Below are 12,799 nucleotides of genomic sequence, written 5' to 3' on the forward strand. Positions count from 1 at the left end.
CGACTCCGCCGGACTCCCGACACCACCGCACCGATAATCTATCCCCCCGAGCGGCGGATCAGCGACGAGTATCACCTCTGGGACACCTGGTTTCTCCGCGAACGCGACGGGTCCATCGCCGAGGTGGACGGCTATCGAATCGCGTTCTCGCTCTCCGCGTCCTCGTCCCTTCTCCCCGGAAAACGCCACGACGAAGCGCGTATCCGGTACTTCTACTCGACGGACGGGCGGGAGTGGACCTACGGCGGGCCGGTCTTCCCCGAGGGCGAGGCGTTCGGTTCCCGCCAGTGGGCGGGGTCAGCCCTCCTCGACGACGGCACCGTGTACGCCTACTACACCGCCGCGGGCCACCGTGACGAACCAGAACTCACCTATGAACAGCGGATATGCGTCGGCGCGGGCGGTACCGTCTCGACGGACGGAGACGGCCTTCGTATCGACGGCCCGTGGGACCACTCGGTGCTCTTGGAACCGGACGGCGAGCGCTACCAGACGCAAGAGCAGTCGATGCGACAGGACGGGCCGATATACACGTTCCGCGACCCGTGGTTCTTCGAGGACCCCGAAACGGAGGAGACGTACCTCCTCTTCGAGGGGAACACGCCCATCGACGACCCCGACCCCGAGCGGACGTACAACGGCTGTATCGGCATCGCGTACTCGGAGACGGACGACCCGACGGACTGGGCGGTCCTCGACCCGCTCCTCGACGCCGAGCGCGTCAATCAGGAACTCGAACGGCCGCACGTCGTCGTCCGAAACGGGCGCTACTACCTCTTCACGCCGAGCCACCAGCACACGTTCGCGCCCGGTTGTAGCGGGTTCGACGCCCTCTACGGCTTCGTCGCGGACTCCCTCTTCGGTCCCTACGAACCGCTAAACGAGACGGGTCTGGTCGTCGCAAATCCCGAGAACGCCCCGTTTCAGGCGTACTCGTGGCTGGCGTTCGGGCACGGCGACGAAATCCTCGTCACATCCTTTTTCAACTACTTCGACCTCAACGGACTCTCGCTCGATGACGTCGCCTTCCTCCCGGAGGCGGAGCAATTCCGTCGCTTCGGCGGGACGTACGCGCCGACGCTCCGCCTGCAGGTCGCGGGTAATCGAACCCGCATCTGGGGCGAACTCGGCTACGGACGGATTCCGCTCGAACGCGAGTCGCTGGCCGCACCCGACCGCGTTCGCTACCGGGCGACGGACGACGGAGACGAAGACAGCGATAGCGGCGACTACTGAATCAGTCGTCGCCCACCTCGGCCGTCGAACCGACGTCCACGGACGGGGTGGCGGAAACGTCGAGTTCCCACGCGTCGAGGGAGACGATACGGGCGTCCCCGCCCGCGGCGTAGAGCGAAACGCCGTCGGCGTCCGCGCGGGTCGGGTAGATTCGCCCCGTGAGACAGCGCCGCTCGTTTGCGAACACTTCGACGATGGACCCGTCGACGAACACCTGAAGGTCGACTCGGTCGTCGCCGTCGAGCGGCATCCGTATCGGGTCGTCCGCCGTTTCCGGGTGGAGGCTCGACGTCGACCGTTCGAGGATAAGTTCGTCCCGACGAACGTGGAGCGGCGTCCGTTCCTCGCCGTCCACGGTCTCGCGGAGGACGACGCCCACCTCGTCGGCGGTCCCGAGGTCGAGGGAGAGCGAGAGTTCGAGCGACCGTCCGCGGGTCGGGAGGACTTCGCGCTGGCCGTCGGAGAGCCCGAACGACTCGAACCCGTGATGTCCGCCCCGAAGTGACGTGACCTCGGCCGCGGGACGCTGGCGGAGTTCGCCGTCCTCGACGCTGAGGACGCGGGGGAGCGAGAACGCGCCCGACCATCCGGCGTCCCACTGCGCGCGTTCGCTGCGCGCTTCTTTCAGCCACCCGAACGTGAGCGGACGCCCCGACGCGTCGTGGAGCGTCTGTGGCGCGTAAAAGTCGCCGTAATCGAGGTGGCCGAACTCCTCGCGCTCGAAGCGCCCATCGCGGACGTCCCCGAGGAAGTACAGCACGCTCTCGTAGTTCGAGACGTGGAGGAGGGACTTCTCGCCGAGGTCGAGGAGTTCGGGACACTCCCACATGTGGCCAGCGCCCTCCCAATTGCCCGTGAGCAGTGGCCCGAGATAGGTCCAATCCCGAAGGTCGTCCGACCGATAGCGGAGCACCGTCCCGCCGACGCCCTCGATGCTGGAGCCGATGAGCTGATACCACGAGCCGTTTTCGCGCCAGACGCAGTGGTCGCGGAACTCCGCCTCCCAGTGGTCGGTCGAGAGGATGTCGAGTTCGATTGGTGTGTCCGTCACGACGGGGTTGGCGGGTTCTTTCGTCCAGACGTCGAGGCTATCGTCAGTGGCAGTTGCGAGACACGGGAGCTGGCGATTCCCGCGGCCGCCCGTGTAGAGGATTCGAGCGGTGCCGTCGTCGTCGACCGTACAGCCCGACCAACAGCCGTCGCGGTCCGGGCCGTCGAGGTCGGGCGTGAGCGCGACCGGGTGGTCTTCCCAGTGGAGGAGGTCCTCGCTCGTCGCGTGCCCCCAGTGGATGGTGTTGTGGTAGGGACCCCCCGGATTGTACTGGTAGAAGGCGTGATACGTGCCGTTCCACTCGACGAGGCCGTTCGGGTCGTTCAACCAGTTCGCGGGCGGTGCGAAGTGATAGCGCGGGCGGTCGTGGTCGCCGCGGAAGGCGGTGCGCATCGCGGCGAGGTCGGCGGCGGTCTTCGGACGGCCGACGAGTCCGTCCTCGGCACCCGAACCGAGGAAGCGCAGACAGCCCGCGAGGAACGTCTCGCGGCCGCCATCCGCGCCGGATGCGTTGAACTCGACGTTCGCGCCGACGCCGAGGACGGTGCCGTCGCCGGGTTTCCACTGGACGACGGACACCTCGTTTGGATGGTCGACGTCTCCCCGATACGTGCCAGCGAGCACGTCCGCGCGTTCCGGGAGGACGTCGACGTACCGCGCATACGGCTGCGTACCGCCGTCGCCACGGGTATGGAAGCGGATGTCGTCGAAGGCCGCGACGGCGGGATGGTCGGCATACTGGGATTTCCAGAGCGGCCCAGCGGCCGTTTCGACCGGTTCGGTGCCGACGGCATCTGGGGCGACCGAATCGATGTCGAGCGGTTCGACCGCGGTCAGCGCGTGGAGGGTTACCAGGAGGGTGCCACCGCGCTCGAAATAGTCGGCGAACACGTCGGCGAACTCGGCGATAGCTGACGGATCTAGGGGAGTGTCACGGTGCCACCAAAGAACGTCGTAGGCGTTAAAATCGCCGCCTGCACGCAAATCGGTGAACGAAACGCGTTCGACGGTCCCCAACTCGGTGATGGCCCAGTCGAATGCCGTCCGCTGTTCGAAGGAGAGATCGTCGGAGTGCAGGAACCCGATGGTCGGAGACGACGGTACCATTGACAATACATATCGGGGCACGTTATATAATGGACACGGCTTTTTCAATGCCGCGTGCCGGATATCGTGAGTCAGGGCCAGTTACTCCGCCTCGGCGTCTGAACACGAGCGAGCACGGACGCTCGTCGCTCCGTCGTTACGTTCGGTTTGCATCACGGACACCGCGAACCGTGGTCTTGACCGCATCGAGACCAGCGTCATGCAGTAAATCACCGACGACGACGGAATCAGCCACGCGTGCCATCTCGTACGCCGAGTCGTAGTCGTGGATGCCGCCACCGTAGAAGAGACTCGCGGCCGTGAGCGCATCTCGCGCCGCAGCGACGGCGGTCGGGTCGCCGAGCGTCCCGGAAAATTCGAGATAGACGATATCCTGGTTGAGGACGTGCTCGGCGAGGCGGGCGTAGGCGGCGATGTCGGCGATATTGAGGTCACAATTCGCTCGGGTATACGTCGCAACCGCGGACTCGGGATTTAGGACGATGTACGCCTCGGTGTGCGTGCGCTCCCAATCGATACACGCGGACGACCGAATCCACTCGTGGTGCGCTCCCGTTATCCACGTCGTGTCGCCCGCGTTCAGGACGATGGGTATCAGATAGCCGGAAAAGGCGTCGTTCGGGGGCACGGTCGGCAGATAGGTCGGTTCTACGAATACCGGAACGTCGGCGGACGAGAGCGCGTCGAGAATCGACCGGACGTTCGATTCGGTGACGTTCGTAGTGCCGCCGACGACGATGGCATCGGTCCCCGTATCGGCGATGGCGGCGTAGGTATCCCCGTCACGGAGTGATTTGTCGGGGTCGACCTTGGTCACGTGATGCCAACGTTCCCACGGAGTCGCCATAGCACACGTAGTACGAACACACGCAAACCGTTTTCGAGGATTCGAGGAGCACTCTCCGGAATCGAAGGTAGCCGTAACCCGCCGAACCGTTTCGTTCTCACGAAAGGGGAATTAGAGAAACGTACGAGAGTTGAATTCGACCCGAGAATTAATTTGTCCGCGGTTGTGATTGCTTGTATGGTCACGTTTGAGGTGACGCTGCCCGACCGTATCGACAGCGACATCGACCGCCTTGTCGACCAAGGTGACTTCCTGAATCGAGAACAGGCGATAGAAGAACTCCTCTCGCTGGGAGTGTCGGCCCATGGGGTGAGCCACGAAACGGAAGACGAACTGTCCGAAGACCTGTTCACGCAAGCCGTCGACGACCAGCAGGACCCCGCTAGCTATCAAGACGAACCGCTCTAGTTTTCAGGGTAAAACCGGCTAGCGGATGCCGCGCTGACCGAACATTCTCTTCGAAACCAGTACAGCGGCCACGGACGTAGAGGGCGGAGTGTCGAGTGTGCGCGTTCCGTGAGCAGTATGAGCAGAGAAGCAGAGGAGCAAGTATGAGCAGATGAGCTGGTGAGAAAGTATGAGCAGATGAGCTGGTGAGAAAGTATGAGCAGAGCTACACAAACTCCATCCGCGAGCGTCGGGTTAGCGGATTTTCGGGTCTCGTCGTTCTTCCGTCGGACAAAAAGCGGGTCTCACGCCACTCCCCCGTCCAAAGTGCCGACGAACGGCCGATTTCGGTACATGAAAGGAAGCAGCTTGCGGCACGATGGTACAGACAATAATTACGACGTGACGACGGCAGAACTATTGAATAATTGATATTCTGTTCGCTGCCGTCTAGCGAGGGGTGGTATCATGGATGAACTACTGTCCGACAAGGTAGCGGTGGTAACCGGCGGGTCGAGTGGTATCGGCCGTACGATTGCGAAAACGTTCGCCGAGGAGGGAGCCGATATCGTCGTCGCTGACGTTCGTGAAGACGCTCGCGAAGGCGGGACGCCGACGCACGAACTGATTTCCGAGGAAACGGATTCCGAGGCGATGTACGTCGACTGTGACGTGTCCAAGCCTGATGACCTGGAGGCGAGTGTCGAAGCGGCGGAACGGTACGGTGGAGTCGACATCATGGTCAACAACGCGGGGATTTTCCGAGGAGAGGACTTCCTCGACGTGTCCGAACAAGAGTACGACCAGCTGATGGACATCAACGTCAAGGGGGTGTTCTTCGGAGCGCAAGCCGCCGCCAAACGGATGATTGCAAACAGTGGCGGCAGTATCATCAACCTCTCCAGTGTCGCCGGATTGGAGGGAACCGGAGAGTACGTCACCTACTGTACTTCGAAGGGGGCCGTTCGACTGATGACGTACGCACTCGCTGACAAACTCGGACCGGAGGGCGTCCGCGTCAACGCGATTCATCCCGGCGTCATCGAGACGACGATGACCACCGACGACGTTGCCATCGTCGGAACCGAAGAAGGGGAGATGTACGAGCATATGATTCCCTCGCGTCGGTTCGGCACGCCGACGGACGTCGCCAATGGCGCACTCTACCTGGCATCCGACCTCGCGGATTACGTCAATGGGGAGTCGCTCGTTCTGGACGGAGGGCTTACGAACACCGGGTGAGGTTTTCGTGTCGGGGTTCGTTTGGCGAGGACAGGTTTCCCGCTCCCCGAGGACAGGATTCCTCGGAGTTCACTTCCGCTCGTGGGTTTGGGCGGTCGGAGGTCACACAGGCCGTTGTTAGTTCTCGCTCGTCTCCAGCTTGGATTCCGCCGGTGCTGATTCTGCCGCGTCTGACCCTCCTTTTCCACCGCGAAGGACGTGATGCACTAAATTTCCATGCGCGCGCCGGAGGCGTTCGGAGAGCGCTTGGTGGGAGATTCCGATTTCTTCGGCGAGGCCGTCTGCTGTCACCTCGCGTGGCACCGAGTAGTAGCCGTGCTCGGCAGCGAGCCGAAGCGTCGTTTGCTGACGGTCCGTCAGTCCCACCCGACTGCTACTTTGGTCGGTAAGGTCGTGAATAGAAGTGACATCAAAATCGATGCCGTGTTCCAGACAGCAGTCGTTGGTGCGGGTAGCCATCATCCGATCAGTAAACAGCAGACGAATATTCCAGTGGTCGTCGTGGCCCGTCGCACGGAGCACCGTCCCTCCTTGTTCTACGAGAAGACGAACCAGATGCTCGATGTGGTCGTCCCATTCGAACTGATACAGACAATCGGATTCGAACTCGGCGATCAGCCGAAAGTCGACGACGCTGTCGTCCTCAGCAAACGCCGCTTCGAGCGTTGCGCGTTCAGGCGAGTCAAACCGGAGAAAGGACAGCAGAAACTCGTCATCGGTGGCGGCGAGCCGTTCAGCGTCAACCGTCACCGTCTCGAGTTCCGCAAGGGTATGTGCAAGCGCGAACTGCTCGCTCGGGATAGTTACGTCAACGATTGAACCGGTCATGTGTCGTGGATGGTGGGTGGGCTCGGCTCGCTATCCGTGCGAGGCGCCCGCGTGTTCGATTTCACACTCCATCGTACTCCGGGCAGAAGCCATCTGTGGGAAATGATGCGAATAGACCACATACGTTCAGGCGTTGTTCATCCGCGTCGCCGTCGTTGTGCCACACATCAGACAGCGAATGACCCGGTACGGTTCGCGAGAGAACTTCGCATTGTTCGGTTTGTCGCTTTCAGTGCGAATCTCGATCGAGACTTCGTGAGGCGTCTGCACCGCACAATTCTCACACGGTTCGAGATTGTCACCTGTTCTCTGGTCTGTTTTTGTCATGGTGAGTTCGTTCCATCATTTCCTGATGAATTCATCGAGCGTTCATCTGCTTGTTCTTGAACCATCTGTACCAGCGGACGGATATCTTCGAAGCGTGGCCCCCGCCAAACTGTGTTCTCATCCCAGTTCCACTCGATGACATCCGCAGCGCTGAGCATCGGGAGATGGACGTGTCTCATTCGGAGTGAAAATTGGCGTTCTCGCTCGTCGGTATTGCTCACGTCTGCGGGAACGTGGGGTTGGTCGCCATCCAAGTGATCGTGTTCGAGGAGGGAAAATAGCAGTTGTCGGCGATACGTATTCGCCAATATTTCGAAGGAGGTGTCCAGCGGTGCCTCCTGTATAGCGGCTGCGTTTTCGCTTTCCTCCGTTCGTTCGTTTGAAGTCTTGTTCATGTTTCGTTCGTTTACGGATTTGCTCATGGTTCTCACACCGTTTCGACCGATAACTGCTGGTGTATTACTCCCGGAGGTACCGTCGCTAGGTAAGAGTTCACTCTAATCTGTTAGGGTGATTTCTTGAGATTGATTAATAATTCGTGAAATAAAGAGAGTCATTTACGGGTTCCGAAATAGAATGGTTTTCAGCGAACCTGAGTACGCATAGCACTGGTGACTCTTCCAGCAGAGGGTTGATAACCGTGAGTCGCTACTAATGGGAATAATGGAACCACCGTCGTTGACAGATGCGCTTCGAGAAACCCTCGCACTCTTCGATGGAAACGCGACACCTCGGACGACGAGCGAAATCGCAGACCAGCTCGACCTCGGACAACGAAGCACCTACACCCGACTGAAGCGCCTCGTCGAACACGAGAAACTCGAAACGAAGAAAGTCGGGGCCAGCGCACGAGTCTGGTGGCGACCGCCAACTAACGCTGACCAGGATACTCCAGACTGGCCGGCCGCCGAGTCGCTCGTCGACGATGTACTCGACGACGCTGATGTCGGAGTGTTCGTTCTTGACGAGGACTTTCAGGTAGCATGGGTCAACGACGCTACCAAACGATACTTCGGACTCGACTATGAACGAGTTGTCGGGAAGGACAAGCGTACGCTCGTAAACGAATATATCGCCTCAACTATCACGGAGTCAAACTTGTTTGCGGAAACGGTCCTTGCGACGTACGATGACAACACGTACACGGAACAGTTCGAATGCCACGTGGAGCCCGGCGACGGACGCAAGGAGCGGTGGCTCGAACATCGCAGTAAACCAATCGAGGCCGGTGCATACGCCGGCGGTCGAATCGAACTCTACTACGATGTCACCAATCAGAAGCAGACCGAGCAGTCGCTTGAAGAGAGCAAGCAGCGGTATTCAAGCCTCGTCAGCAATTTACCAGGGATGGTCTATCGATGTCGAAACGAACCCGAATGGCCGATGGAGTTCGTCAGTGGCGCTTGCACCGACCTGACCGGGTACGACGCCGACGCTATCGAATCCGGAACAATCAGCTGGAGCGACGATATTGTCCACCCTGACGACCGCACTCAGATATGGGAAACTGTCCAATCTGGGCTCGATCGAAACGGACAATTCACCACCCAATATCGCATTCTGACCGCGCATGACGAAATCCGGTGGGTCTGGGAGCGCGGTCGCAGCGTCACCGACACATCCGGCTCCTCGATACTCGAAGGAGTCATCACAGATATCACGGGCAGAAGATAACCGAGCAGGAACTCCAAGAAAAAGAACTCGAGGACGTGTACGAGCGAATGGACGACGGGTTTATCGCGCTCGATGAGGACCACCGGTTCACATATGTCAATAATCGTGCGGGGAATCTTCTAGAGCAATGTCCCAGCGAACTCGTCGGCGAGCACATCTGGGACGCGTTTGAACGGAGCTCGACAGTCAAGGCGGCAATCACGGACGTCTTCGAGAATCGGGAACCAACGTCCCAGGAGATATTCTATGAGCCACTGGAAACCTGGTTCGAAGCCCACATCTATCCCGCAGAGACGGGTGTTTCGGTCTATTTCCAGGACATAACAGGTCGCAAGGATCGACAGACAGAGGTCAAACAATATGAGCGCATCGTCGAAGCGGTTGACGACGGGATCTACGTTCTCGATAGTGACTACCGGTTCTCGATGGTAAGCAACGGTCTTACCTCGATGACAGGCTATGAGCGTGACGAACTCATTGGTGTCCATGCGCAAGCCATTTTTGGCGATGACTTCTTCGACATCGAGGCGGCAAAACTGGCTGAACTAGAGTCGAGTGATTCCAGTGTCGCAAAATTCGAAGAAGAGATACATACGGCAAGTGGTTCGACGCTCACAGTCGAAAGCCGGTTCAGCCGATTCGAACTCGAAGATGGGGAGATGGGTCGTGTCGGAGTCATCCGTGACGTTACTGACCGCGTGAAACATGAACAGCAACTCGAGAAGCTGAAGCGTCGATATCAGACACTCGTAGACAATTTCCCGAATGGGGCGGTCGTACTATTCGACGAGGATTTGCGATACCTGACAGTAGGTGGTGAAGTTTTTGAAGGGCTCGACATCTCTGCTGATGATCTCGAAGGAGAAAGGGTATCTAAAAGCCTCCCCGCAGAACTCCGCAGAGATATTGAACCAAGGTACAGTGCTGTCTTCGACGGTGAGACGAGCGATGTCGAAGTCGACTTCGACGGTCGAATCCGCCGCATCCAAGCCTTTCCGATCTACGACGAGCAGGGGGACGTATTCGCAGGAATGGCAATGTCACAGGATATTACCGAACGGATCGAACGTGAACGGAGATTGGAGCTCCAGCGCGAGCACCTCTCTGCACTGAACCATCTCAATGACGTGTTCCACGACATTACCGAAGCAGTTATCGAGCAATCTACCCGCAAGGAGATAGAAACGATCGTCTGTGACCGACTCACGGACACGGACAACTACCGAGCCGCCTGGATTGGCGAAGTCGATAACGATACCCAGACAGTGAGTGTTCGGACAGAAACGGGCGTCGAAGGATATCTCGACGACATTACGATTTCCGTCGACCCGAACGACGAACGGAGCAACGGACCCACAGGCAGAGCCATCCTCGAACGAGAGATACAGACCACGCAGGACATCTCCACCGACTCCAGTTACGAACCTTGGCGGGATTTCGGACAGAAGTATGGATTTCGCTCCTCCGCGGCAGTTCCGATCGTCCACGAGGAGACGCTGTACGGTATACTTAACCTCTACTCCGGCCGACCCGACGCATTCACGGGTAAGAAACGTGAAATAATCGGGCAACTCGGCGAAATCACGGGGCAAGCAATCGCCGCCGTCGAGCGCAAGCAGGCACTGATGAGTAACGAAGTCGTCGAACTCGAGTTCCAACTCTCTAACGTCTTCGAGACCTTCGGAATCGACGAAACAACCGATGGTCGAATCACCCTCGACCAATCCGTTCCGGCCAGCGATGGAATGCACCTCGTATACGGCACCGTAACGACCGGCGCTCGCGATGCGCTCGATGCGTTGATTACTCAGCTCCCCCACTGGAATTCGATGACCGTAATCGACGAAGGGGAGGACGTTTCGCGCTTCGAGCTCCGACTGTCCGAACCACCCGTACTCTCAACGGTAGCCGCGCAAGGAGGCTCCGTTGACACAGCCCTGATTGAGGATGGTGACTACCACATGCGGATTCACCTCGCACCGAGCGTCGAAGTACGGGAGATAATCGAGACCGTTCAAGCCGAATATCCGGGTATCGAATTGCTCGCTCAGCGGCAGGTCACGCGTACTGGTAATCCGATAGCTCAATTAGACCAGTTCCTCGAAGAGGACCTCACCGACCAACAACGAACATCGCTCAACGCGGCTTACAACTCCGGATTCTTCGAATGGCCTCGTCCAACGACTGGGGAAGATATTGCTGAGTCACTCGGAATCTCGTCACCAACCTTCCACCAGCACCTTCGAACAGCAGAGCGGAAGGTGTTCGACGCCGTCATGGAGGGTTCGATAACGACTTTGTGAGAGCCGGTATTGTACCGACAGCGGCGTGAAATCGGACCTCCGAACTGTACTGGTTGATACGAAGGATGGCGATACGACTCGTGTGCTCGTCTTATAAGTCGGTGGCCGAGGTGTGGAATCGTCGATTACCGTGCCCCGGGATTCACCTGCTGTGAACTACCCGCCCTACGCGCGAAGCGCGTTGCGGACGGGGCTTCCTGCTTCGATGACGCGCTTTGCAGACACAACGGTGTCCGTAGGGAGCGCAGTCTCCACAGGCGTTGAGTCGGAGCGTCCCGCTCCTAACCGCTTTGTGATACCGCGAGCAAGGATATTCCATGCCGCATTCGCGTCTCTATCCGCTTCAAATCCGCACGACGGACATGAGTGTTCACGCACCCACGGTGGTTTGTCAGTCTTCACACCGCAGGACGCGCATTCCTTCGTCGTGTTTTGTGGGTCTACAGCAACGTAGTGCGTTCCTTCTCGGTCACACTTGTAGTCGAGCAGCCGGAGAAACGTACCCCATGCGGCGGATGCTCGGTTGCGTGAATTTGAAATGAACTGCATCATTCCGGGGACATTCAAGTCTTCGACCGCCACGAGGTCGTACTCGTTCGCGTAGTAGTTCGACAACTTATGCAAGAAGTCACGGCGTTTCTGTTTCAAATCGGCGTGACGGCGAGCGACGACCGTTCGCTGATTCTCCCAGTTGTTCGAACCGTGTTCCTTCCGCGAGAGCTTCCGTTGCTCGCGTTCTAACCGGTTACGTTCCTCGGAAAGGTCGAGCGATTCGACCGCCGTCCCATCGGTGTCGTGAGCGTACTTCAAGATACCCACGTCGATGCCAAGCACTTCTCGGGGTTCTCCGGTTTCTCGGGAGCTTCATCAGGTGTCTCGACACCGAGGATAGCGTACCACTTCCCAGTGGGTTCCTGCTTAATCGAGACAGTCTTGATGTCCGCGTCGTCGGGCAGATCACGGTGAAAGGTGATTGGAATGTCACCGAGTTTCGAGAGCCACAGTCGGGTCTGACCACTCGTGTTCTTGAGCTTGAAGCCAGATTGACTGTAGGTGAAACTGCGATATTCGTCGGGTGCCTTCCAGTGGAGCGTCCCAACACGGTAGCCGTTGTCTCTGCGACCACGGAGCGTTGAGAGGTTATCGTACAACCGCTGAACGACCTTTTGAAGCACTTTCGAGTGAACGTCTTTTAGGTCGGACCATCACTTCTTGAGACTCGGCAGAAGTTTCTGCTCGGAGTATGCCGACGTACCGTTGTTTCGGTTCAAACGGTGGAGAAAGTGGTTGTAGACCTGTCTACAGGTATCGACCGTCCACGCTAACCGCTCTTCAATGTCGGCGGGTGGGTTCAGTCGATATCTGTAGTTGTAGTTCAATTACGAGTGCTCTTCGATCTGCTCGTCCAGTTGGCACTGTCTAGTTAAGCCAGTTTGAGAAGCGAGCAGTTCGTTGATTTAGTGCTTTGCTCAACCAAGAACTGCTCAGCGAGACGTTAGAGACCGCGAATCTTGAATGTTGGGAGCGTGAGCGGACGGCGACGCCCGTTAGGGCGTTCGCCGTCCGTCTCCACGCGACCGGTTGTTCACTCAGAGAAACAAAAGCAATTCTTGCGCTCTTAGGCGTAAAACGGTCGCACCAAGCGATCTTTCAATGGATTCATCGGATATCTTACATCTTCTCCGACCCGCCGTCGGCAGCGCCGACGCGGGTCGCAGTGGACGAAACCGCTGTCAAAATTAACGGCGAGTGGTCTTGGGTGTACGCTGCAATAGACACCGAAACAAAGCAGCTGCT

At 58.6% G+C, this 12,799-nt stretch carries 10 protein-coding genes and 2 pseudogenes; 6 read left to right on the forward strand and 6 right to left on the reverse strand.

Annotated features, from left to right (window positions below; all coding sequences use genetic code 11):
- A partial coding sequence (locus tag BG842_RS24930) for a glycoside hydrolase family 68 protein (RefSeq protein WP_069452900.1) occupies nucleotides 1-1,236 on the forward strand: 1,236 nt, incomplete at its 5' end.
- A gap of 1 nt (nucleotide 1,237) precedes the next feature.
- Here the strand turns inward: BG842_RS24930 and BG842_RS24935 are convergent.
- Entirely contained in the window at nucleotides 1,238-3,394 is a 2,157-nt protein-coding gene (locus BG842_RS24935) for a GH32 C-terminal domain-containing protein (RefSeq protein ID WP_069452901.1), read from the reverse strand.
- A 136-nt stretch (nucleotides 3,395-3,530) separates the two neighbouring features.
- A complete protein-coding gene (locus tag BG842_RS24940) occupies nucleotides 3,531-4,241 on the reverse strand; it encodes a phosphoglycerol geranylgeranyltransferase (protein WP_069452902.1) in 711 nt (236 codons plus the stop codon).
- Nucleotides 4,242-4,418: 177 nt separating this feature from the next.
- On the opposite strand from BG842_RS24940, the gene BG842_RS24945 reads away from it, so the two are divergent.
- Nucleotides 4,419-4,649, forward strand: coding sequence for a ribbon-helix-helix domain-containing protein (locus BG842_RS24945; protein WP_007981005.1), 231 nt, complete (start codon nucleotides 4,419-4,421; stop codon nucleotides 4,647-4,649).
- Between the two features lie 447 nt (nucleotides 4,650-5,096).
- Nucleotides 5,097-5,870, forward strand: a complete 774-nt coding sequence (locus BG842_RS24950; protein ID WP_069452903.1) for an SDR family oxidoreductase — start codon at nucleotides 5,097-5,099, stop codon at nucleotides 5,868-5,870.
- A 117-nt stretch (nucleotides 5,871-5,987) separates the two neighbouring features.
- On the opposite strand, the gene BG842_RS24955 is transcribed toward BG842_RS24950, so the two are convergent.
- The 3 genes from BG842_RS24955 to BG842_RS24965 all read right to left on the reverse strand — a co-directional run bounded on the left by BG842_RS24955 (nucleotide 5,988) and on the right by BG842_RS24965 (nucleotide 7,447).
- A complete protein-coding gene (locus BG842_RS24955) occupies nucleotides 5,988-6,698 on the reverse strand; it encodes a helix-turn-helix domain-containing protein (RefSeq protein ID WP_069452904.1) in 711 nt (236 codons plus the stop codon).
- A gap of 126 nt (nucleotides 6,699-6,824) precedes the next feature.
- Complete coding sequence (locus BG842_RS32290; protein WP_069452905.1) at nucleotides 6,825-7,025, reverse strand: hypothetical protein; 201 nt, start codon at nucleotides 7,023-7,025, stop codon at nucleotides 6,825-6,827.
- Nucleotides 7,022-7,447 (reverse strand): hypothetical protein, encoded by a 426-nt coding sequence (locus BG842_RS24965; protein WP_254663466.1) that lies wholly within the window; start codon nucleotides 7,445-7,447, stop codon nucleotides 7,022-7,024. The genes BG842_RS32290 and BG842_RS24965 overlap by 4 nt, the downstream gene beginning before the upstream one ends.
- 241 nt (nucleotides 7,448-7,688) lie before the next feature.
- Here BG842_RS24965 and BG842_RS32295 point away from each other — a divergent pair, with 241 nt between their 5' ends.
- Both BG842_RS32295 and BG842_RS24970 read left to right on the forward strand, forming a co-directional pair.
- Nucleotides 7,689-8,699 (forward strand): PAS domain-containing protein, encoded by a 1,011-nt coding sequence (locus tag BG842_RS32295; RefSeq protein ID WP_254663467.1) that lies wholly within the window; start codon nucleotides 7,689-7,691, stop codon nucleotides 8,697-8,699.
- Between the two features lie 47 nt (nucleotides 8,700-8,746).
- On the forward strand, nucleotides 8,747-11,002 hold the full coding sequence (locus BG842_RS24970) for a bacterio-opsin activator domain-containing protein (RefSeq protein ID WP_254663468.1): 2,256 nt from the start codon (nucleotides 8,747-8,749) through the stop codon (nucleotides 11,000-11,002).
- Between the two features lie 165 nt (nucleotides 11,003-11,167).
- On the opposite strand, the pseudogene BG842_RS24975 reads toward BG842_RS24970, so the two are convergent.
- Nucleotides 11,168-12,381, reverse strand: a pseudogene (locus BG842_RS24975) (RNA-guided endonuclease InsQ/TnpB family protein).
- An 86-nt stretch (nucleotides 12,382-12,467) separates the two neighbouring features.
- On the opposite strand from BG842_RS24975, the pseudogene BG842_RS28425 reads away from it, so the two are divergent.
- A pseudogene (locus BG842_RS28425) lies at nucleotides 12,468-12,799 on the forward strand (DDE-type integrase/transposase/recombinase); the annotation flags it as partial.

This window comes from Haladaptatus sp. W1, from assembly GCF_001723155.1.
GTDB lineage: Archaea > Halobacteriota > Halobacteria > Halobacteriales > Haladaptataceae > Haladaptatus > Haladaptatus paucihalophilus.

What these genes read in the sequence shown, in the direction of transcription:
- BG842_RS24935 (WP_069452901.1), bottom strand. Translation starts at nt 3,394, where the DNA reads ATGGTACCGTCGTCTCCGACCATCGGGTTCCTGCACTCCGACGATCTC.
- BG842_RS24940 (WP_069452902.1), bottom strand. Translation starts at nt 4,241, where the DNA reads ATGGCGACTCCGTGGGAACGTTGGCATCACGTGACCAAGGTCGACCCC.
- BG842_RS24945 (WP_007981005.1), top strand. Translation starts at nt 4,419, where the DNA reads ATGGTCACGTTTGAGGTGACGCTGCCCGACCGTATCGACAGCGACATC.
- BG842_RS24950 (WP_069452903.1), top strand. Translation starts at nt 5,097, where the DNA reads ATGGATGAACTACTGTCCGACAAGGTAGCGGTGGTAACCGGCGGGTCG.
- BG842_RS24955 (WP_069452904.1), bottom strand. Translation starts at nt 6,698, where the DNA reads ATGACCGGTTCAATCGTTGACGTAACTATCCCGAGCGAGCAGTTCGCG.
- BG842_RS32290 (WP_069452905.1), bottom strand. Translation starts at nt 7,025, where the DNA reads ATGACAAAAACAGACCAGAGAACAGGTGACAATCTCGAACCGTGTGAG.
- BG842_RS24965 (WP_254663466.1), bottom strand. Translation starts at nt 7,447, where the DNA reads ATGAGCAAATCCGTAAACGAACGAAACATGAACAAGACTTCAAACGAA.
- BG842_RS32295 (WP_254663467.1), top strand. Translation starts at nt 7,689, where the DNA reads ATGGAACCACCGTCGTTGACAGATGCGCTTCGAGAAACCCTCGCACTC.
- BG842_RS24970 (WP_254663468.1), top strand. Translation starts at nt 8,747, where the DNA reads ATGGACGACGGGTTTATCGCGCTCGATGAGGACCACCGGTTCACATAT.